The organism is Streptomyces sp. NPDC088246, from assembly GCF_044741025.1.
Taxonomy (GTDB): Bacteria; Actinomycetota; Actinomycetes; order Streptomycetales; family Streptomycetaceae; genus Streptomyces.
Genome location: NZ_JBIURV010000007.1, coordinates 151,748 through 169,364, shown reverse-complemented (window position 1 = coordinate 169,364; position 17,617 = coordinate 151,748). Strand labels below are relative to the sequence as shown.

The following is a 17,617-nucleotide window of genomic DNA, read 5'->3' as shown; positions in this document are numbered from 1 at the left end:
CACACCGGCCCGGCCGCTTTCCGCGGCCGGGCCGCTGTCACGTCAGGCAGCCGGCGCTCCGCGCTGCGGTGTGCGGCGCCGAAGGGTCTCCGCCAGGGCCGTGTTCACGACCACGACGACGCCGAAGAACACCGCCGCCACCGGATGCCCCACCGCGTGGACCGCGTACACACCGCCGCCGAGCACCACCGCCTTGACCAGCAGCACCCCCGCGAGAGGCGGCCGGAAGCGGGCGCGAGGGGCGGCGAGCATCCCCCAGAGCACGATGGCCACCGCCGGCGTCCCGAGCCCCAGCAGCAGCCGAGCAGCCGTGCCGTCCCCGGTGACGAAACCCCACCGGGCCAGAGCAGCCAGCGCCACCAACTCGACGACGAACGCGAGAAGTTCGTTGGCCATGAACCAGGGCCGGCCGGCCGGGGCGGCAGGAGTGCTGCGGCCTTCGCTCGTCATCGGTGGGGAACTCCTCTTCGCGCGGTGGTCGATCCCTGCCGGGAACGGTGACCGGCCGGGCGCGGCTTTCCGCAGCTCAACCGCCCTGTCGAGACTAGACGAGCAGGGATTTGCAAGCTCGGGCGACAGCGTCGGAGGACAGCACCGCCGCCATGAATTCAGCGGGCGGCAGATAGTCGTGGGCTTCGACATTGTGGGTGATCAGCTCGGGGTCGGCGTACGCGACACCACTGCCCATCACTCGTACCCCTCAGCACGCTCGCAGGACGAAGCCGTCAGGTAGGCACCTCGGTAGCCATGGCAACAGGCGGTCGGATCTCGATCAAAAAAGCCCGTCTTGGTGGCCACCCTGGTAGCGCCGGGGTACTCCCCGATCTTCGACAGCTTGCCTGCGGACATGGAAGCCCTGCGGCCCACGGTGTCACCGGTCAGCCCCGATGTCTCCCGCAGTGCCCGCAGGGCTCTGCCGATCGATCCGTCTGCTGTCAGTGGTGGCTCTCCCAGTACTCCGTGAAGGGGGTGGCGTACGCCTGGGCCGTGTCCTGGTAGGCCCGGTACTCGGGCAGCCGGTCGGCAGGCAGCAACTCCGCGCCGATGAACTTGCCAGTATCGGTGTAGTGCATGCGGTACACCTCGCGGTCGTCGAAGAGCCAGAAGTCGTGATCTGGCAGGCCGTGTACGGACAGCTCAGACAGGTCGGTGATCCCGATGCACTCTCCGGCCCTGATGTTGCCGGGGTAAGCGGACAGCTCGTAGCGCAGGTAGTCGGTGAGCGGGGAGGTCAGGACGTGCACGCGGGACACCTGCTTGCCCTTGTCGGTCATCGACCGGACCCACGGTTGTCGTCCCACTCCGGGCCCATGGGCTCGCCGGCCAGGAAGCGGGCCATCTCCTCGGCCTCTTCCTCGACGTCGTACACAGCCAGGGTCTCCAGACGGAAGGCAGTCCGCTCGAAGGTCTCGAAGAGCTGCCCGAAAGCCTCACCGTCGAGCATTGAAGTACTCCTCCAGCATGGCGACCGGGACCATGACTGCCGTCTCTCCCTCTGGCAGGGCTAGCTGTGCGAGCCGTTCAGGATCAGTGATTGCGTACCCCTGCACGATGTAGTTCTTCTCGTCCTCGGTGGCCCACAGGGTCGGGCACGTGCCGTTCTTGCAGTTCGGATCACCTGTCAGCTTCCGCAGCATCGTTCCCCCTGGCATCGGCGTGTGGCTGTCCCGCTTGATGCTCCCGAGACGGTCACGGCGGGGTCAAGCGCTGATCCTTTCCAGAACAGGAAAGCTGCTGCCTTGTCGGAAACGAAGGTGCGTAGGCCAGCCGTGCCGCCCAATGCCGTAGCCGGAACGGACTCGGGACGCCTCAGCATTCGGCGGCGAGGGTGAACCACACGGTCTTCGAGTGCGGCGACCGTCCTCCGTGCGCGGTGGTCCCCCACCGGGCGGCGAGACCGTCCACGAGGACGAGTCCCCGGCCGCCCTCATCCGCGTCGGCCTCCGGCCCGGGGACGCGCGGGGGCGGCGGCGTGGGCAGGTGGCCGGGTTCGTCGTCCGTCACGTACACCGTCACCTGCCGCTGGTTGACGGTGACTTCCACTCGGACCTGCGGGGTGCGCGTATGGCAGTACGCGTTGGAGACGACCTCGCTCACGCAGAGCCGGGCGTCGTCGACGAGGCGGGGGTGCCCGCTGGCCCACAGCACCGTGGCCACGAAGTCCCGCACGATCTTGGGCGCGGTGGGGGTGTTCGGTGCGACGATGCGGTAGCGCTCGCCGCGCTGGGGGAGGTAGGGGATAGGTGGGGGAGGGGCGGTTACGGGGGTCATGGGCGGTCTCCCTTGCGTGATGCGGTCACCGGGGCGCGGGGTGGTGGGCGTGGTCCGTGGCATTGGCCGTTGCCGTTCGCTGTCAACTTGCTTACGGGGGGCTGCACTTCGGGCCGGTCAATCGCCGTCTCGGCATCACGGGACGCTAGGGCGCAACAATGGGACGGTGCAACAGTGTGACGGTCGTAGCACCCGTACGAGTGGACCGCTGGTGCAATGGGGCGGCAGACTCGTACCCGCATATAGGGGAGGGTTCATGCCACCAAGGAACTATCCGACCGCCAGGCAGAGGCGATTGGGTGCGGAACTTCGCAAGCTTCGCGAGCGTGCCGGGATGTCCGGGAGTGAAGCCGCTGCGTATCTGGGCGGCGAGCGGGCCCAGATCAGCCACATCGAGTCCGGTCGGTACGGAGTGAGCAGTGACCGGGTACGACGGCTCGCGGCCCACTACTCGGCCACCGACAAGCATCTGGTCGACGCACTGGCCGACATGGCCGAGGAACGCACCAAGGGATGGTGGGACGACTACCGCGGAATACTCTCACCCGGGTTCCTTGATCTGGCCGAGCTTGAGCACAAGGCGTCCTATATCCGCGCCATTCAAATGCTCAACATCCCCGGCGTGTTCCAGACGGAGTCGTATGCGCGAGCCATTATCCGGAGTGGAATTTCCAACCTTCCCGCCGACGAGCTGAACGCCCGAGTCGAGCACCGCACCAGGCGGCGCGACATTTTCGACCGGCCCTCGCCCACACCTTTCGAGGCATTCATTCATGAGGCGGCGCTGCGCATGCGGTACTGCGACCGCGACACCATGCGGGGTCAACTCGCCTTCCTGTGCGAGGTCTCGACCTGGCCGTCGGCGACGATCCGCATCATCCCGTTCGCCAGGCAGATCACTGGTTCCGTGCACTCGACGCTGTACGCCGGGGCCGGCGTCCCGGCGCTTGACACCGTCCAACTGGACAGCGCCTTCGATGCGGGCTTCCTGGACGCCGAGGCCCAACTGGCCCGATATCGAACCCTACTTGACTCCATCGAGTCCATCTCGCTCGACGCGAAGGAGTCCGCCCAATTCATTCAACGCATCGCAAAGGAAATGTGAGCCCACCCGCATGACCGACGCAATCAACTGGCAGAAGTCCTCTTTCTCTGGTGCAGACAACAATCAGAGCTGCATCGAACTGGCCCCCGTCGACGGCTCGATCAAAATGCGCGAGAGCGACGACCCGGACGTCGTTGTCACCACGAGCGTCGCCAAACTTCGCGCCTTCGTGCTCGGCGTCAAGGCTGGGGAGTTCGACCACCTGATCTGATCCTGAGCCGCAAGCGCCCTCCGGCTGCACGACGGGGGGCGTTTCGCGCGCCCGGCGCAACTTTGGGACGTACCAATGTTGCACCCCCTGCCCCCGTGACGCTACCGTCCCCCTACGCCGCCACTCCGGCGGAGCCGAGCGCTCCACCCTGCCGCGAGGCGCCGTAACCCCACCTGTCCGCACACCACTTGAGGCGGACTGCCGCACGCTGCGATCGGATGGTCGGCCATTCGTACAACTCCCCACACCCGCAGCCCTTTATCGCCGGTCGTCGAGCACGGCTACCGGTTCGAGGCTCTCCGCTACGGCCCCGCCACGGGCTTCGTCCCCGAGCCGATCGATCTGCGCATCATGGCCACGCCCCAGGAGGCCATCCGAGCCATCCGCGTCCAGCTCCGGGCGAACCACCTCTTCGGCCTCACGCCGCACGAGCTGGCCCGTGCCCTCTACTGGTCCGACAAGGGCGGCTGGATGCAGGCCCTGGGGGCGCTCCATCGCGGCGAGCCCTGTGGGTTCACGCTCCTGCTGCGTGGTGGCCGGCACATCGAGTGGCACGTCCGCCCGCTGACTTACGTATCGCTCGACGCTCCGGGTCCCAACGGGCGGCTTGGCTCCCGATGACCGTGCCGTAGCTGCCTAGTTCCTGCGGTCCGGGCTCCATTCGTAGGCCATGGGTGCGGTCTCGATGACCTCGCTCGGCCAGATCTGTCGGAGTCGGTCCAGCCGGAGTCGGTGGTCCTGGATCCAGTCGGCCGGTGGCTGGATCCAGAAGGAGGTGGAGAGCCGGTCGGGGTCGTTGATCGTCACGGATACGGACTGATCCTCGTTGAGTCGAATGCCGAGCTCCAGCCCCCGGCCGTCGCCGATTCCCACGTCGCCACCCGGTACCAGCCCTTCGAGGTCGTGTTCCCAGGCGGCGAGATCCCGCTGGGAGAGGTAGAGCTCAAGGCGTGCGTCGAGGAAGCTGGTGGACACCAGGACATCGGCGCGCAGGGTGTCATGCCCGGTCAGAACGCCGGGCTGATAGCGCCCGGTGACGCGAACGACGCAGCGGTCGCCGTCTGCGTCCACCAGGTGAATCAGGTCGACTGGTTCCGGCTCTCCCACGGTGCGCCTCCGCTTCGCCTTGCTGGTGCGAGTACCGTGCATCCTCTCCCATGGGGCGCGCGCGGACGCAAGAGGCCCCTGGCAAACGTTCGACGCGAGCAGCGGTCCAGGGCCAGGCCGGTGCCGGTGAGGCATCCGCCGATCGCGTGGAGTCGGCACGGCAGCATCTTGAGCTTGCGCTTCACGGCGCGTGTGATCTGGCCCTCGGGCGGGGCAGCCCGTCCCTGCGAGCGTGCGCTGCCATGTGCTCGGCGATGCCTGCCGTCAGGTGCGGGGCAGGGGTACTGCCCCGCCCAAGAACTCGGACACGTTGAGTAGTTCGCGGGTGAGTCGTAGGCCCGTGAGGCGCTCGGCGAGCGCGAAGGCGGCTTCCGAGTGCAGGTTGAAGTCCCGCTCGTCGTCCTCACTCAGATCGAAGCCTGCCGCGCGCATGGTGTCCACCGAACCGTCGGGGTCGCTGCCATCGCGTGCGTAGGCGAAGAGCGGTTCGAAGTGGAGCCGCAGCTCGCCGTTCTCATACCAGTTGAAGTGGTCAACGGCGTTGACGTTGCGGAAGTGCGACACGGCCGTGGTTCCTCGTGAGAGCGGTCCGATGAGTTCGTCCGTGATTCCGAGGTAGCCGTTGGGCTCGATCATCAGCGCCCACTCGCCGACCCTGGTCACACCGGCGAACAACCGGTCCCCGTCATGCGTGTCCCAGGCCTCGTATGCGGGCTCTTGCAGGTCGTCGACGCCGGTGACGCGACGCAGGTCCGTCGCGCCCATCTGCGTCAGCAGGGTGTCGGGAGTCAGCCCGCGGACCAGCGTGACGCAGTACGCCTCGGCCAGAGCGGGAAAGTGCTCGTCGAACCACAGATAGTCATGGGCAGTTGCTTCAGACATGGCGCAAGCATGGCAGTCGCCACTGACACCGCCTGGTGAGTGGCCCGGGCCGGATCACCGGACCGGGCCCTGCCGTGTCAGTCCTCGGTCGACGGCGCCGGTGCTACGTCGATCGGGCACGAGACACCCGTCCCGCCGATCCCGCAGTAATCCGCCGGGTTCTTGTCCAGATACGGCTGGCATACCACTTCTCTTTGCGCAGAATTAGTGACTCTTCGTAAAAGGGGTGGGAAGTGAACGAAGCGGCACCGGTGATCCCGGCTGTCTCGTACGCCCGTATCTCCGCCGATACGGCAAGGGACGGCCACGGCGTCGAGGACCAGCACAAGGTGAACGGGGAGACGGCGGCTCGTCTCGGCTGGACGATCGTGCACCGCTACACCGACAACGACATGTCGGCGGCCAAGGCAGCCGTGGTACGTCCGGACTTCGAGGCCATGGTGAAGGCGCTCAAGTTGGGACACATGCCGGACGGTCAACCGGTGCGCGGCGTCATCGTGGTCGCGGACGACCGACTTACGCGCCGGGCGGGCGACTACGAGCGGTTCGTGGACGCGCTCACGTACGAGGAGGGACGGCTCTACGCCGACGCCAAGGGGTCGAAGAACCTCTACAGCGAAGACGTGGAGTCCATGGGTCTCTTCGGCGTCGTCATCTCCAAGATGGAGGTGCGCAAGATGCAGCGGCGCGCGCGCCGCTCGCACCGTGCCCGCGCTGAGCTGGGCATCCCGGTGGGAGGGAAGCGCCCGTTCGGCTGGAGGGACGACAAGCTCACGCTGGAGCCCGAGGAGGCGGCGTGGCTGGCAGAGGCTGCCCGCGAGGTGATCGCGGGCAAGTCGCTCCACTCGATCCTGCGTGAGTGGCAGGAGGCCGGCGTCCGCACGATCAACGACAAGAAGTGGGCGAGCCGCTCCCTCAAGCTCGCGCTGTGGAACCCGCGGCTGTGCGGCTGGCGAAAGCACAACGGCGAGCTGGTGCGTGATGCCAACGGTGTGCCTATCGTGGGCCTCTGGGAGCCCATCATCACGCCCAAGGAGTGGATGGCTATCGACGCTGTCTTCTCGGCCCGCGTCGGCCCCAATGTGAGGGCTGATGGATCAGTTACGGACCACCGCACCCCGTCGTACCTGCTGACGGGAATCCTCCGATGCGGAAAGCCTGGCGAGGACGGGCAGATCTGCAACTCGCCCCTTCGGGCGACCGCACGAGCGGACCTCTCCGGGGGATACCTCTATCAGTGTCCCAGCAAAGAGATGGGCGGCTGCGGTGGTACTGGGCGCAACGGTGCCAAGGTTGATGAATTTCACGGAGGCCGTACTCGCCAAGCTGGAAGAGAGGGCGGTCAAGAAGACGCGTGCCGACGAGAAATGGGGAGGGGAGGAAGAACTGGACCGCCTGACGGGTAAGCAGCGCAAGCTGCTCCAGGCATGGCAGGAGGACCAGATCTCGGATGAGCTGTTCTTCCCGGAGAATCAGAAGATGGAAGCGCGCGTCAAGGAACTCCGCGCAGACAGGACACGCCACGTTCTGAGTCAGCAGCGGGCCGTTGAGGTCACCGGTGACGTACGCAAGCGCTGGACCTCGGGCAGGCTGGACCTGGCGCAGAAGCGTGCCCTGATCAGGGAAGCTCTGCACGCGGTAATCGTGCTGCCGGTGGGTGGCGGGGGACGTCGTCCGTTCAACCCTGATCTGCTGGTCCCGAAGTGGCGCGACTGACCGGGGAGCTGAAGCGGGAAGGGGCACTGCCATCTGGATGGTGCCCCTTCGTTCGGTGTGCGGCAGACCTGCGCGGCCGTGTGGGCCCTGGCAGCGCGACTAAGGGGGGCAATGGTCTCGGCCGGGCCGCGCAACAACATCGTGATCCACCCCGAAGACGCGCCTGATCTCCAGCCGCTGTCGGGCTGGGAGAACAGCGGCGGATGCTGCGGTCCGTCCGGAGACAGCGGACTCAACCGTGCCTGTCCCTGTGGCGCCCGGGTGGCCACGCTCGCCGCTGATTGTTACGGCCCCTACGAGCTGCATCTCGATGCGTTGCATGTCTATGCGTTCGGCCCGGACTGACCGAGCGACCGCTCGAAGGTCGCGCGCCTATGCTCCCTGCATGACTGACAGAGGACCCTCACCTGAGTGGTGGAATGCCCAACTCCCGCCGGAGCTCCGGGCGATCGGCATAGTTCAGCAGGCCATCGGCCAGATCGACGGTCTGGTGGACTACGTCACAGGCAGGCAGCCGATCGAGCCACGCGCGGTTGAGATTGCCTGTACCGAGTCCTTCATGGTCAATGTGCGGCTGGTGGCCGACTTCTTGTTCAAGAAGCGAGAGCCGAAAGATCTCCGTGCTGTAGATCTTGTACCGGGCTGGAAGGCTGACACCGAAGCCGGGAAGCGCATCGGTGAATGGTGGGATCTTGCAAGCAAGCACGTCATGCACCTGAGTAAGAAGCGCATTCCCGAAGACATCGGGACGATCCAGCCACTCACCGAAGCCGAGCAGCGACAGATGGCTGCCGACTGCCGTGAGGTGTACGAGTCCTTCCTGGCCCAGTACAGCGCAGTTAATTGAGGACTGCACCGGGCCTGTGGATCACTCGTCTCCAGGAGAATCGGCGATGCCAATGGGGCAGGCAACGCCCGTGCCGCCGATGCCGCAGTAGCCGTTAATGTTGCGGTCCAGGTACTGCTGGTGATGCGCCTCCGCAGGCCAGAACGTGCGGCCCTCCGCCGGGAGGATCTCCGTGGTGATCTCGCCGTACCCGGAGCCCGTGAGGACCTTCTGGTACGCCTCGCGGGAGGCCGCCACCGCTGCCGCCTGCTCGGGGGAGTGGGTGTAGATCGCCGAGCGGTACTGCGTACCGACGTCATTGCCCTGGCGGAAGCCCTGCGTCGGGTCGTGGGACTCCCAGAACAGCTTCAGCAGCTCGGCGTACGAGACGATCTTCGGGTCGAAGACGACGCGGACCGCCTCGGTGTGGCCGGTCAGGCCCGAGCAGACCTCTTCGTACGCGGGGTTCTCGGTGTAGCCGCCCTGGTAGCCGACGAGCGTCGTCCAGACGCCGTCCGTCTGCCAGAACTTGCGCTCGGCGCCCCAGAAACAGCCCAGCGCGAAGTCCGCGACCTCCAGACCCTCCGGGTACGGGCCCAGCAGCGGGTTGCCGAGGACCGTGTGGCGGGACGGGACGGTGAATTCGGGGGCGGGGCGGCCCTTCAGTGCCTCCTCGGGGGTGGGGAGCTGGGGGGTACGGCGGTGCAGGAACATGCGGCGGCTCCTCCGGGGGCTGGCGTTTACGGTCCGTACAACGCGGTGCGGGCGCCGGAGATTCCGGCGCCCGCACCGCGTACGTGACGGTCAGTTGCCGTTCGCCTCCACGACCCGCCGGGCGCTGTAGCCGCGGCATTGGACGTAGTACTTCTTCGGATCCCTGAAGTACGACCACGGGGCGTCGGCATCGAAATGGCCGTCGATCGCCCGGAACTGCTCCACCGCCTCCTCGTACCGGTCCTGCCAGTACAGCGTCCAGGCGAGCAGGTGGCGGGCCTGGAGGATCCGCCGGTCTCCGGGGTCGGCCGCCACGGCGGCGGCCACGTCGACGAGGCAGAGGTCCGCCGCGGCGATCAGCTCCGGGCTCTTGTAGTACACATCCTCATCCGTGTTCCGGTCGGCCCGCTCCTGCTTGAACGCGGCGTACAGCGGGAGCAGCGAGAGCAGCCGGCCGGGGGCGCCCTGCCGCGCCGCCTCGCGTGCGAAACACTCGGCCTGCGCGTGCGAGCCGGGCCACTTGTGGCACCAGTACCGGAGCACCGCGTCGTGGGCCGCGAGGTGGGGCGCCTCGCGCTCGACGACCTCCGCCCACAGGGCACGGCACTCGGTGGGCGTGTAGCCGAGGCCCAGGGCGCAGGGGATCTCGGCGACGTACGGACACGGGTCGTCGCCCGCCAGCGCCTGGGCCTCGTGGCATGCCTCGCGGGCCCTGACCATCACCTGGTGGAAGACGTAGGACTGCTCCCACGTGGGGCGCTGCGTCGGCTTCGTACCGTGGACCTGTGCGGCGACGCCGGTCAACGCACCGGCGTGCACGAGGGCCGCACCCGCGTCCTTCGGCCGCGCGGCGCGCCAGGCCAGCAGCCAGGCGTCGTCGGCCGCGGCCTCGTCCTGGAGGACGGCGGCGCGCCGGTAGCGCTCCTGCCAGTCCCGGCCCGCTTCGTCGAGGAAGGCGGCGCCCGCCCGCCAGTCGCCGGAGCGGACGGTGGCGCGTATCTCCTCGTCGCGCGGGTCGGGGGCGCAGGCCTCCGCGGTGTCGAGTTCGTCGGGCGGTACCAGGCCGAGTTCCGCGGTGGCCGCCGGCGGGCCGGGAGTGTTCTGCGCGGTCTGCGGCGGCTTCTTCCGGGCCTTTGCCCAGAGGTACCCGCACAGAGCGGCGGCCGACAGGAGCAGCAGGGGTGTCATGGAAAGTTCCGGTCCGGGTCGGAAGCGGGGACGGCGGTCAGGGGGTTGTGAGTTGCTGTCGGCGGGTTCACATGGGCGGGTCCAGGACTCACTCATGCACACTGGCTGGGAACGGTGAGCAGTTCGCGCAGCAACTTCGTGTCCGGGACATCCGCCACCGTCGCGTCCAGCGCCGCCGGGAGCATTTCCTCGTGGCCCCGTGGCAACTCCAGCGACGTGTCGTCGTCGATCCAGGACAGTCGCCAGCGGGCCCGCCCCTGCCGCACGTACTCGCTCTCGACCAGTTGCCTCAGCCCGTCGCGCAGCTTGGGCCTGGCGAACTCGCGGGCCGCGCGTCCGGTCGCCGCTCGGGCCTCGTCGGACTTGGGGAGGCGGTCGGCGATCTGCCACTGTGCGCCCGCGTCGAGCGCGTCGAGCGCGTCGGTCACCGAGCCGTCGCCGCCGGTCACCTCGGCGACCGCCGTTCTGAACTTCTGCGCCGACCACATCCCGTACGTCGTCATCGACTCGTGCACCAGGTCCGGCCAGTCGACGCGGCGCAGCCGCAGCATCTGAGGTGTCAGCACCTGCTCCTCGACAGCGGCCAGTGTGCGCCCGGTGTCGACGAGCAGGCCCAGGGCCGGTTCCACGGGCTCCGACGCGCGCCCGTCGTCCGGCAGCGCCTCGATCCGGGCGATACGTTCCGTGACCCACGGATGCGTGTAAGGGGCGGACGGTTCGAACGGCAGGGAGTCGCGCATCTCGTCCAGCTCGTCCTTGCGCGCGGCCAGCACATGCCGCAGACCGCCGAGGACCTGGCCGGGCGGGGGCAGCATCCCGGCCGCCACGCCGAGCGTGGCGTAGGTGTCCATGTAGTCCTCGTGCATGTCGCGGAGAACCTGGGTTTCGCGCAGTGCGGACGCGGTCACGTCACGGCCCGCGATCCGCACCGCGGCGGCGTCGGCCGCGAACTGCGCACAGCGGGTGTCGGACAGCGTGACGCGCCTGGAGAAATTGGCGTACCGCTGGTACAGCGCCGCCATCCTACGGAGCGAGGTACCGGCGTCGCTCGGGTCGATCTTCTTGGCCTTCCTGCCCTTGGCGAGCGCCTTGGCGGCCTTCTTCTCCTGGCGTGCCCGCTCCATGGCGACAGCCTTGCCCACCCACTCCTGGAAGTGGGTGATGGTGCGGGCGGTCTGGATCCGGCCGCGCGTGTTGATTGCGGTGAGGCGGGTGTCGGAGTTGGCGAAACGGATCATCTCGTGCGCGAGCACGGAACGCAGCTGGGCCTCGGACAAGCCGACCATCAGCGGCAGCCCGACGTGGAGCCGGCGTCGGACGGCGACCAGGCCGAGGAACCTGGTGTCCTCGACGGCCGAGGCGTTCACCTGGTCGGTGAGCACGATCTCGTCGGGTGTGCGGGTGCCGACCCGGTCGGCGAGGTCGCGGACCATGGCCCAGAGCCGGGGTTGCCGGGTCTCGTCGACGTGCAGTCCACGCACATCGTCGTTCTTCGGTATGCGCAGCACGAACATGCCTCGCACGATCGGGAGCGCCGGCAAGGAGGTGCGCGCGAGAACCATCACGGCGACGGGGATCCACGTCCAGCGGAACGCGGCCCAGTCGAGGACGCAGAGGACGGCGAGCAGGAGGATGCCCAGCAGGTAGAAGCCGGCGAACAGGGCAACGGCGCGCACGGCACGCAGAGTTGGGCTCATCGGACGGATTCCCCCACGGGAAGGGGACGGGAAGCGGTGGCGGTGGTGCGCGTGGGGAATCGGAGTATGTCGTCCCGCGGACGGGCGCGGCAACGCGATATGCGGGCAGCCCGGGACCGGGGCTCGCGGCGTGCCGGCCTGGCCATCGCCCGGAGAACGGGCGACGGGCGGCCGCCCCGGTGGTGTCACCGGTCCGCCGCCCCCGGCGTCACCGCTATGCCGCCCCCGGCGTCACCGGGCCGCTGCCCCGCCGGTGTCACCGGTTCGCCGTCGGGCAGCCATTCGCCGCCGGCAGCCGTCCGCTGTCGGGCGGTCGCCCGGGCAGCGCCTCGGCAGCGGGTGCCGGGGCTCGCGACTACCGCGGCAGCGCGTGGCGGGACTGCGCCGTTCGCCGACAGCGAGTGCCGGGCCCCGGGGCTCAGGACTACCGCGGCAGCGTCGCCGGGCTGCCGCCGTTCGCCTCGTAGCCGGCCACCGCCAGGGCCCGGTGGACCGTGTACTCGGCGGCCGGGTCGGGGCTCTGGGTCCACGGCAGCGCGCCCACATGGCCGTCGATGTGGACGAGCTGGTTCATCGCCTCCGACCAGCGCTCCATCCGGACCAGGAACAGCACCAGCAGATGGCGGACGTGCGCGAGCATCGGGTCGTCGGCGCGGGCCGCGTGCACCGCGAACAGGGCGCCCTCGACCGCCTTGGTCACCACCGCGCTCCGGTAGAAGCCCTGTACGAGATTGACCTCGGGCAGATGCTCGTACACCGCGAAGAGCGGCAGCGCGGCCAGCAGGGAGCCCTGCGGGGCGCGGGCGGCGGCCGTGGTGGCGAAGCGGTCGGCCTCCTCGCGGGAGCCGTGCCACTTCTCGCACCAGTAGTGCAGCGCGGCGATGTGCGCGCCCATGTGGGCCGGGGCCCGGTCGATCACCTTCGCCCAGAGCCGGTCGAACTCCTCGTGCGAGTAACCGAGTCCACGGGAGACCGCCAGCTCGACGAGGTACGGAACGGGGTCGCCCGGCGCCAGCAGCGCCGCCTCGCCGCAGACCGTACGGGCCTCCTCCAGAATGATCCGGAAGTCGTCCGTCCCCGCGGTCGACGAACGCCACGCCTGCTGCACCAGGAATTCGGCGTGCACCGCCGCACCGCCCGCGTCCTTCGGCGCATCGGCCCGCCACTTGCGCAGCCACGAACCACCGACACCGGGCTGCTGCGCCAGCTCCAGCGAGGCGGCGCCGGCGAACGCCTGCACCCGCTGCCACCGCACCTCGCCCTCCTTGGGCGTACCGGCCAGCAACTGCGAAGCCGCCCGCCAGTCCTGGGAGCGCTGCACGACATCGAGCACATCGAGAAGATCCTGGTCCGGGCCCGGCAGCCGGATGTCCAGCTCCTCCTGACGTACGAAGCCGTAGGTGTCCGGATCGGCGGCGTCCGGGGAACCGGGCGCGACCTGACGGATACCGCCGCGGCGGCGCAGCACGAAGGGGCCGATGACCGCGGCGAGCATGCACAGTGCGATCAGGAACCAGAGAATCTCCATGCCCCCATTGTCACCGGACGGCCCGGTAGCCCGGTGGGCGCCCTCGCGACGAACTACGCTCGGGCCCCATGAGCGACCAGCACAGCTTCGAGACTCTCGCGATCCACGCGGGAAACACCGCCGATCCCCTCACCGGCGCCGTTGTTCCGCCCATTTATCAGGTGTCCACGTACAAGCAGGACGGCGTGGGCGGACTGCGCGGCGGCTACGAGTACAGCCGCAGCGCCAACCCGACCCGTACCGCCCTGGAGGACAACCTCGCAGCCCTGGAGGGCGGCCGCCGCGGACTCGCCTTCGCCTCCGGCCTCGCCGCCGAGGACTGCCTGCTCCGTACGCTGCTCACCCCCGGCGACCATGTGGTCATCCCGAACGACGCCTACGGCGGCACGTTCCGGCTGTTCGCGAAGGTCGTCTCGCGGTGGGGCGTCGACTTCTCGGTCGCCGACACCTCGGACGTGACGGCGGTACGGGCGGCGATCACCCCGCGCACCAAGGCGATCTGGGTGGAGACCCCGTCCAATCCGCTGCTCGGTATCACCGACATCGCCGCGATCGCCGGTGTGGCCCGCGCGGCGGGTGCACGACTGGTCGTCGACAACACCTTCGCCAGCCCCTACCTCCAGCAGCCCCTCGCCCTGGGCGCCGACGTCGTGGTGCACTCCACAACGAAGTACATGGGTGGCCACTCGGACGTCGTCGGCGGTGCGCTGATCGTCAACGACCCGGAACTGGCCGAGGAGTTGGCGTACCACCAGAACGCGATGGGCGCGGTCGCCGGACCGTTCGACGCCTGGCTGGTGCTGCGCGGCATCAAGACCCTCGCGGTCCGCATGGACCGGCACAGCGAGAACGCCACGAAGATCGCCGATCTGCTGACCCGGCACCCCAAGGTCACCCAGGTCCTCTACCCGGGGCTGCCCGAGCACCCGGGCCACGAGGTCGCCGCCAAGCAGATGAAGGCCTTCGGCGGCATGGTGTCCTTCCGCGTCGTGGGCGGCGAGGACGCGGCGGTCCACGTCTGCAACCGGGCGAAGCTGTTCACCCTCGGTGAGTCCCTGGGCGGCGTCGAGTCCCTCGTGGAGCACCCGGGCCGCATGACGCACGCCTCGGCGGCCGGCTCCCCGCTGGAGGTGCCGGCCGACCTCGTCCGGCTCTCCGTCGGCATCGAGTCCGCCGACGACCTGATCGCCGATCTGACGCAGGCGCTCGGCTAGGGGCTCTCGGGGCCGAGCGGAAGCGGGCGGGCTCGATCGTTCGGGCCCGGCCGCCCTCGGCACTCTCAGACGCCGGCCTTCTCGTCGTCCAGCGACGCCCGGATCTGTTCGCGCAGTTCCGGGCTGTCGGTGTGCTCATGGACGGAGACCGCGTGCTCCGCCGCGGCCCTCACGACTTCTTCTTCCTCGCCGGAGATGGTGAGCGAGCAGTTCGTGACGCTCGGATACTTGCGGCAGTCGGCGACTTTCCTGGTCATCGCAGCCTCCTCGGCCGGTTCCCCGTGGCGCCTCGTTCCAGGATAGTTCGCCCCGGACCGGCCCTCACCAACTGTCCAGCGACGGCGTCGTCTCGGTGGGAGGCAGTTGCCACGGTTGCGCCTTCAGCGCCCACACCGTGAAGGCGACCACCGCGGCGAACGCCACCAGCAGCACCAGCCTGCGGGCGAAACGGCGCCGGTGCAGCAGTCGGCCGCCGCGCTCCGTCGCCCGCTGTGCCAGATCGGCGGGCACCTGCGGATGCCGGCCGTCCAGCATGCGCCGGACCTCGTCCTCGCGCCTGCTGCTGCGGCTCATGGCGCGATCCCCAGCGGCCGTTGCAACCCCCACCGCGCCGTGGGCCGGCGGGTGCCGCGCATCGTGGCCACCGAACGGTTGCAGATCGCCCGGATCCGCTCCACCGGAAGCCCGAGCAGCGCCGCGGCCTGCTCCTCCGCGACGCCCTCGTACAGCCGCAGCACGAGAACGAGACGCTCCTGCGGCGTCAGCCGGTCCAGCAGCCCGCCGCGCGGCCGGTGGTGCCGCCAGACCTCGTGGGCGAACCGGATGGCCAGCTCCCGCCGGGTGCGGTCGTACGGGTCCTCGCCGCGCAGCCGCCCCCACTGCGCGTACGTGCGTGCCAGCGCGGACGTGAGCATCCGCTGGGCCCGGGGGTTCGCTCCGGGCGGCTGCATGGGCTCGGCGGTCAGCAGCGTGGCCGTGTGCAGCAGTCGGCCGGCCGCGCCCGCCACGAAGGTCTCGAACTCCTGGGCGCGGCGCCGCTCCCGGCCCGCCTGGCGCTCTCGCACAGTCCTCATCCGAGCCGTTGCCGGGCTCCTGGTCAAGAGGCGTGCGCCCGACAGCCTGCGCAGCACCGTCAGGTGCTGCCGCTCCCGCTAGCCGGCCGGGGATGCCTGGGGCGAGGTCTGGCGGGCGGCCAGTGCCAGATTGAACCGGGTGAGCAGCGTGCAGAACGTCTCGCGCTCCTCGGCCGTCCAGTCGTCCGTCACCTGTGTCATGAGCTCGCGCCGGGATTCGCGGACCTCGTCCAGCCGTGCCTGGCCGCGCGGCGACAGCTGGAGCACGACGGCACGGCCGTCCTCCGGGTGCGAGGTGCGCTTGACCAGACCGGTGTCGACGAGGGGTGCGACCTGCCGGGTCACGGTCGAGGAGTCGATCCCCATGCCTGCGGCCAGTGCCTTGACGCCCATCGGGCCTTCCCGGTCCAGCCGGTTGAGCAGCAGATAGGCGGCCCGGTCCATGGAATTGCGCACCTGGCCGACACCGCCGAGGCGGGTCTGCTCGGCACGGCGGGCGAATACCGCGACCTGGTGCTGCAGCGCATCGAGGACGTGGTCGGAACCCGTGGGTTCGGGGGTGGCGCCCCCGGAAGGAGACGCAGCTGTCGTCATGTCCTGAGGGGGCATGGCCGGGGGCTCTCTTCGTGCGGTGTCGGATGGGTGGGGGACAGAGTACGCGGCCACGGGGCAACGCGTACCAGTGCTGCACAAACCTGTGGACAACGGCTCAGGACGGGACCGTACAAGGCGTCCGGCACCCTGCCGAGCTGCAAGACTTACGGTATGAATTTCTGTGCGCCCGGCCATTTTCCCCCACTGATCCTCGACGACATCCGCGGGGCGCAGAAGATGCTTTCCGGCGTGGCCAGAGTGACCGCCATGGAAGGCAGCCGCCACCTGACCGAGCTCGTGGGCGCGCCGGTCCACTTCAAGTGCGAGAACCTGCAACGGACCGGTTCGTTCAAACTGCGTGGTGCATATGTACGGATCGCGGGCCTGTCCCCGGTGGAGCGGGCGGCCGGAGTCGTAGCCGCCAGCGCCGGAAACCATGCGCAGGGTGTCGCACTCGCCTCTGCTCTGCTCGGCGTACGGTCGACGGTCTTCATGCCGGTCGGTGCGCCGCTGCCGAAAGTGGCCGCCACCCGCCAGTACGGGGCACAGGTCCGGCTGCACGGCCATGTCGTCGACGAGACGCTGGCCGCTGCCCAGGAGTACGCGCAGGAGACGGGTGCGGTCTTCATCCACCCCTTCGACCACCCCGACATCATCGCCGGCCAGGGCACGGTGGGCCTGGAGATCCTCGAACAGTGTCCCGAGGTGCGCACCATCGTCGTCGGGATCGGCGGCGGTGGTCTCGCCGCGGGTATCGCGGTGGCGGTCAAGGCGGTCCGGCCCGATGTGCGGATCGTCGGTGTGCAGGCGGCGGGCGCGGCCTGTTATCCGCCGTCGCTGGCCGCGGGGCACCCGGTGTCGATCGGCCCGCTGAACACGATGGCGGACGGCATCAAGGTGGGGCGCCCCGGTGATGTGCCGTTCGAGCTGGTCAGGGAGCTGGTCGACGAGGTCCGTACGGTCTCCGAGGACGAGTTGTCCAGTGCGCTGCTGCTCTGTCTGGAGCGGGCGAAGCTGGTGGTGGAACCGGCCGGTGCGAGCCCGGTCGCGGCGCTGCTGAGCGATCCGAAGTCGTTCCGCGGGCCGGTGGTCGCGCTGCTGTCGGGCGGCAATGTGGACCCGCTGCTGATGCAGCGCATCCTGACCCACGGCATGGTGGCGGCCGGCCGCTATCTGAGCCTGCGGCTGCGGCTGACCGACCGCCCCGGCGCGCTGGCCACGCTGCTGGCCGTGCTCTCGGTCGTCGACGCCAACGTCCTGGACATCGGCCATGTGCGGACCGATCCCCGGCTCGGGCTCACCGAGGTCGAGGTGGAGCTGCAGCTGGAGACGAAGGGGCCGGAGCACTGCGAGGAGGTCTCGGCGGCGCTGCACGACGCGGGCTATCTGGTGATGGGCTGAGCCTTGTGTGCCGCGAGGTGTCGCGGTCCGGGTGTCGCTGCTCCGGTCGCTGCTGATCCTGGTGGTCCTGCGCACACCGGCGGTGCGAAA

Annotated in this window: 26 protein-coding genes and 1 pseudogene; 9 read left to right on the top strand and 18 right to left on the bottom strand. The window is 69.2% G+C overall.

Annotation, left to right across the window (positions count from 1 at the left end; genetic code table 11):
* Positions 1–42 precede the first annotated feature (42 nt).
* The 7 genes from ACIPEK_RS12940 to ACIPEK_RS12910 all read right to left on the bottom strand — a co-directional run bounded on the left by ACIPEK_RS12940 (position 43) and on the right by ACIPEK_RS12910 (position 2,271).
* A complete protein-coding gene (locus ACIPEK_RS12940) occupies positions 43–450 on the bottom strand; it encodes a YrdB family protein (protein ID WP_401994447.1) in 408 nt (135 codons plus the stop codon).
* Positions 451–544: 94 nt separating this feature from the next.
* Positions 545–688, bottom strand: coding sequence for a hypothetical protein (locus ACIPEK_RS12935; protein WP_401994444.1), 144 nt, complete (start codon positions 686–688; stop codon positions 545–547).
* Entirely contained in the window at positions 688–909 is a 222-nt protein-coding gene (locus ACIPEK_RS12930) for a hypothetical protein (protein ID WP_401994698.1), read from the bottom strand. Before ACIPEK_RS12930 ends, ACIPEK_RS12935 begins: the two co-directional genes overlap by 1 nt.
* A 26-nt stretch (positions 910–935) precedes the next feature.
* Positions 936–1,274 (bottom strand): DUF6879 family protein, encoded by a 339-nt coding sequence (locus ACIPEK_RS12925; RefSeq protein WP_401994441.1) that lies wholly within the window; start codon positions 1,272–1,274, stop codon positions 936–938.
* Positions 1,271–1,444, bottom strand: coding sequence for a DUF6879 family protein (locus ACIPEK_RS12920; RefSeq protein WP_401994438.1), 174 nt, complete (start codon positions 1,442–1,444; stop codon positions 1,271–1,273). Before ACIPEK_RS12920 ends, ACIPEK_RS12925 begins: the two co-directional genes overlap by 4 nt.
* Entirely contained in the window at positions 1,431–1,652 is a 222-nt protein-coding gene (locus ACIPEK_RS12915; protein WP_401994435.1) for a hypothetical protein, read from the bottom strand. Before ACIPEK_RS12915 ends, ACIPEK_RS12920 begins: the two co-directional genes overlap by 14 nt.
* A gap of 157 nt (positions 1,653–1,809) precedes the next feature.
* Entirely contained in the window at positions 1,810–2,271 is a 462-nt protein-coding gene (locus ACIPEK_RS12910; protein ID WP_401994432.1) for an ATP-binding protein, read from the bottom strand.
* Positions 2,272–2,527: 256 nt separating this feature from the next.
* Here ACIPEK_RS12910 and ACIPEK_RS12905 point away from each other — a divergent pair, with 256 nt between their 5' ends.
* The 3 genes from ACIPEK_RS12905 (at position 2,528) to ACIPEK_RS12895 (ending at position 4,208) form a co-directional block, all read left to right on the top strand.
* Complete coding sequence (locus ACIPEK_RS12905) at positions 2,528–3,376, top strand: helix-turn-helix domain-containing protein (RefSeq protein ID WP_401994429.1); 849 nt, start codon at positions 2,528–2,530, stop codon at positions 3,374–3,376.
* A 10-nt stretch (positions 3,377–3,386) separates the two neighbouring features.
* Positions 3,387–3,587, top strand: coding sequence for a DUF397 domain-containing protein (locus tag ACIPEK_RS12900; protein ID WP_266913484.1), 201 nt, complete (start codon positions 3,387–3,389; stop codon positions 3,585–3,587).
* A gap of 351 nt (positions 3,588–3,938) precedes the next feature.
* Positions 3,939–4,208 carry a hypothetical protein gene (locus ACIPEK_RS12895; RefSeq protein WP_401994425.1) on the top strand — a complete coding sequence of 90 codons (270 nt, stop codon included), beginning with the start codon at positions 3,939–3,941 and terminating at the stop codon, positions 4,206–4,208.
* A gap of 15 nt (positions 4,209–4,223) precedes the next feature.
* On the opposite strand, the gene ACIPEK_RS12890 is transcribed toward ACIPEK_RS12895, so the two are convergent.
* From ACIPEK_RS12890 to ACIPEK_RS12880, 3 genes and pseudogenes are all read right to left on the bottom strand, one after another.
* Positions 4,224–4,694, bottom strand: a complete 471-nt coding sequence (locus tag ACIPEK_RS12890) for a DUF5959 family protein (RefSeq protein WP_401994423.1) — start codon at positions 4,692–4,694, stop codon at positions 4,224–4,226.
* Positions 4,695–4,958: 264 nt separating this feature from the next.
* Positions 4,959–5,576: a DUF6461 domain-containing protein gene (locus tag ACIPEK_RS12885; RefSeq protein WP_401994420.1), complete on the bottom strand. Its 618-nt coding sequence runs from the start codon at positions 5,574–5,576 to the stop codon at positions 4,959–4,961.
* A 77-nt stretch (positions 5,577–5,653) separates the two neighbouring features.
* Positions 5,654–5,767 (bottom strand): annotated as a pseudogene (locus ACIPEK_RS12880) (peptide-methionine (S)-S-oxide reductase); the annotation flags it as partial.
* A gap of 42 nt (positions 5,768–5,809) precedes the next feature.
* Between ACIPEK_RS12880 and ACIPEK_RS12875 the strand changes: the two are divergent.
* From ACIPEK_RS12875 to ACIPEK_RS12860, 4 genes are all read left to right on the top strand, one after another.
* Positions 5,810–6,982 carry a recombinase family protein gene (locus ACIPEK_RS12875; protein WP_401994417.1) on the top strand — a complete coding sequence of 391 codons (1,173 nt, stop codon included), beginning with the start codon at positions 5,810–5,812 and terminating at the stop codon, positions 6,980–6,982.
* Positions 6,873–7,292, top strand: a complete 420-nt coding sequence (locus ACIPEK_RS12870) for a hypothetical protein (RefSeq protein WP_401994414.1) — start codon at positions 6,873–6,875, stop codon at positions 7,290–7,292. The genes ACIPEK_RS12875 and ACIPEK_RS12870 overlap by 110 nt, the downstream gene beginning before the upstream one ends.
* 111 nt (positions 7,293–7,403) lie before the next feature.
* Entirely contained in the window at positions 7,404–7,637 is a 234-nt protein-coding gene (locus ACIPEK_RS12865) for a hypothetical protein (RefSeq protein ID WP_401994411.1), read from the top strand.
* A 40-nt stretch (positions 7,638–7,677) separates the two neighbouring features.
* A complete protein-coding gene (locus ACIPEK_RS12860) occupies positions 7,678–8,139 on the top strand; it encodes a hypothetical protein (protein WP_401994409.1) in 462 nt (153 codons plus the stop codon).
* 21 nt (positions 8,140–8,160) lie between these two features.
* Here ACIPEK_RS12860 and msrA read toward each other — a convergent pair whose 3' ends face one another.
* The 4 genes from msrA to ACIPEK_RS12840 all read right to left on the bottom strand — a co-directional run bounded on the left by msrA (position 8,161) and on the right by ACIPEK_RS12840 (position 13,245).
* Entirely contained in the window at positions 8,161–8,832 is a 672-nt protein-coding gene (gene msrA, locus ACIPEK_RS12855; RefSeq protein WP_401994406.1) for a peptide-methionine (S)-S-oxide reductase MsrA, read from the bottom strand.
* A 90-nt stretch (positions 8,833–8,922) separates the two neighbouring features.
* On the bottom strand, positions 8,923–10,020 hold the full coding sequence (locus ACIPEK_RS12850; RefSeq protein WP_401994403.1) for a hypothetical protein: 1,098 nt from the start codon (positions 10,018–10,020) through the stop codon (positions 8,923–8,925).
* 92 nt (positions 10,021–10,112) lie between these two features.
* Positions 10,113–11,717, bottom strand: coding sequence for a M48 family metallopeptidase (locus ACIPEK_RS12845; protein WP_401994400.1), 1,605 nt, complete (start codon positions 11,715–11,717; stop codon positions 10,113–10,115).
* A 424-nt stretch (positions 11,718–12,141) separates the two neighbouring features.
* A complete protein-coding gene (locus ACIPEK_RS12840; RefSeq protein WP_401994397.1) occupies positions 12,142–13,245 on the bottom strand; it encodes a hypothetical protein in 1,104 nt (367 codons plus the stop codon).
* A gap of 68 nt (positions 13,246–13,313) precedes the next feature.
* Between ACIPEK_RS12840 and ACIPEK_RS12835 the strand changes: the two genes are divergently transcribed.
* Positions 13,314–14,459, top strand: coding sequence for a cystathionine gamma-synthase (locus ACIPEK_RS12835; protein ID WP_093900087.1), 1,146 nt, complete (start codon positions 13,314–13,316; stop codon positions 14,457–14,459).
* A gap of 65 nt (positions 14,460–14,524) precedes the next feature.
* Here the strand turns inward: ACIPEK_RS12835 and ACIPEK_RS12830 are convergent, their stop codons facing one another.
* From ACIPEK_RS12830 to ACIPEK_RS12815, 4 genes are all read right to left on the bottom strand, one after another.
* On the bottom strand, positions 14,525–14,716 hold the full coding sequence (locus tag ACIPEK_RS12830) for a DUF1059 domain-containing protein (RefSeq protein WP_114246326.1): 192 nt from the start codon (positions 14,714–14,716) through the stop codon (positions 14,525–14,527).
* A 64-nt stretch (positions 14,717–14,780) separates the two neighbouring features.
* Positions 14,781–15,032, bottom strand: a complete 252-nt coding sequence (locus tag ACIPEK_RS12825) for a hypothetical protein (RefSeq protein WP_401994393.1) — start codon at positions 15,030–15,032, stop codon at positions 14,781–14,783.
* Entirely contained in the window at positions 15,029–15,523 is a 495-nt protein-coding gene (locus ACIPEK_RS12820; RefSeq protein ID WP_401994695.1) for a sigma factor-like helix-turn-helix DNA-binding protein, read from the bottom strand. The genes ACIPEK_RS12825 and ACIPEK_RS12820 overlap by 4 nt, the downstream gene beginning before the upstream one ends.
* Positions 15,524–15,610: 87 nt before the next feature.
* Positions 15,611–16,141, bottom strand: a complete 531-nt coding sequence (locus tag ACIPEK_RS12815; protein ID WP_383962822.1) for a MarR family winged helix-turn-helix transcriptional regulator — start codon at positions 16,139–16,141, stop codon at positions 15,611–15,613.
* A gap of 156 nt (positions 16,142–16,297) precedes the next feature.
* Between ACIPEK_RS12815 and ilvA the strand changes: the two genes are divergently transcribed.
* A complete protein-coding gene (ilvA, locus tag ACIPEK_RS12810) occupies positions 16,298–17,527 on the top strand; it encodes a threonine ammonia-lyase (RefSeq protein ID WP_383075510.1) in 1,230 nt (409 codons plus the stop codon).
* The last annotated feature ends 90 nt before the right edge of the window (positions 17,528–17,617 follow it).

Bases quoted from the DNA above. Each gene is read 5' to 3' on its own strand.
- ACIPEK_RS12940 (WP_401994447.1), bottom strand. From the start codon at position 450: ATGACGAGCGAAGGCCGCAGCACTCCTGCCGCCCCGGCCGGCCGGCCC.
- ACIPEK_RS12935 (WP_401994444.1), bottom strand. From the start codon at position 688: ATGGGCAGTGGTGTCGCGTACGCCGACCCCGAGCTGATCACCCACAAT.
- ACIPEK_RS12925 (WP_401994441.1), bottom strand. From the start codon at position 1,274: ATGACCGACAAGGGCAAGCAGGTGTCCCGCGTGCACGTCCTGACCTCC.
- ACIPEK_RS12920 (WP_401994438.1), bottom strand. From the start codon at position 1,444: ATGCTCGACGGTGAGGCTTTCGGGCAGCTCTTCGAGACCTTCGAGCGG.
- ACIPEK_RS12915 (WP_401994435.1), bottom strand. From the start codon at position 1,652: ATGCCAGGGGGAACGATGCTGCGGAAGCTGACAGGTGATCCGAACTGC.
- ACIPEK_RS12910 (WP_401994432.1), bottom strand. From the start codon at position 2,271: ATGACCCCCGTAACCGCCCCTCCCCCACCTATCCCCTACCTCCCCCAG.
- ACIPEK_RS12905 (WP_401994429.1), top strand. From the start codon at position 2,528: ATGCCACCAAGGAACTATCCGACCGCCAGGCAGAGGCGATTGGGTGCG.
- ACIPEK_RS12900 (WP_266913484.1), top strand. From the start codon at position 3,387: ATGACCGACGCAATCAACTGGCAGAAGTCCTCTTTCTCTGGTGCAGAC.
- ACIPEK_RS12895 (WP_401994425.1), top strand. From the start codon at position 3,939: ATGGCCACGCCCCAGGAGGCCATCCGAGCCATCCGCGTCCAGCTCCGG.
- ACIPEK_RS12885 (WP_401994420.1), bottom strand. From the start codon at position 5,576: ATGTCTGAAGCAACTGCCCATGACTATCTGTGGTTCGACGAGCACTTT.
- ACIPEK_RS12870 (WP_401994414.1), top strand. From the start codon at position 6,873: ATGAATTTCACGGAGGCCGTACTCGCCAAGCTGGAAGAGAGGGCGGTC.
- ACIPEK_RS12865 (WP_401994411.1), top strand. From the start codon at position 7,404: ATGGTCTCGGCCGGGCCGCGCAACAACATCGTGATCCACCCCGAAGAC.
- ACIPEK_RS12860 (WP_401994409.1), top strand. From the start codon at position 7,678: ATGACTGACAGAGGACCCTCACCTGAGTGGTGGAATGCCCAACTCCCG.
- msrA (WP_401994406.1), bottom strand. From the start codon at position 8,832: ATGTTCCTGCACCGCCGTACCCCCCAGCTCCCCACCCCCGAGGAGGCA.
- ACIPEK_RS12850 (WP_401994403.1), bottom strand. From the start codon at position 10,020: ATGACACCCCTGCTGCTCCTGTCGGCCGCCGCTCTGTGCGGGTACCTC.
- ACIPEK_RS12845 (WP_401994400.1), bottom strand. From the start codon at position 11,717: ATGAGCCCAACTCTGCGTGCCGTGCGCGCCGTTGCCCTGTTCGCCGGC.
- ACIPEK_RS12840 (WP_401994397.1), bottom strand. From the start codon at position 13,245: ATGGAGATTCTCTGGTTCCTGATCGCACTGTGCATGCTCGCCGCGGTC.
- ACIPEK_RS12835 (WP_093900087.1), top strand. From the start codon at position 13,314: ATGAGCGACCAGCACAGCTTCGAGACTCTCGCGATCCACGCGGGAAAC.
- ACIPEK_RS12830 (WP_114246326.1), bottom strand. From the start codon at position 14,716: ATGACCAGGAAAGTCGCCGACTGCCGCAAGTATCCGAGCGTCACGAAC.
- ACIPEK_RS12825 (WP_401994393.1), bottom strand. From the start codon at position 15,032: ATGAGCCGCAGCAGCAGGCGCGAGGACGAGGTCCGGCGCATGCTGGAC.
- ACIPEK_RS12815 (WP_383962822.1), bottom strand. From the start codon at position 16,141: ATGCCCCCTCAGGACATGACGACAGCTGCGTCTCCTTCCGGGGGCGCC.
- ilvA (WP_383075510.1), top strand. From the start codon at position 16,298: ATGAATTTCTGTGCGCCCGGCCATTTTCCCCCACTGATCCTCGACGAC.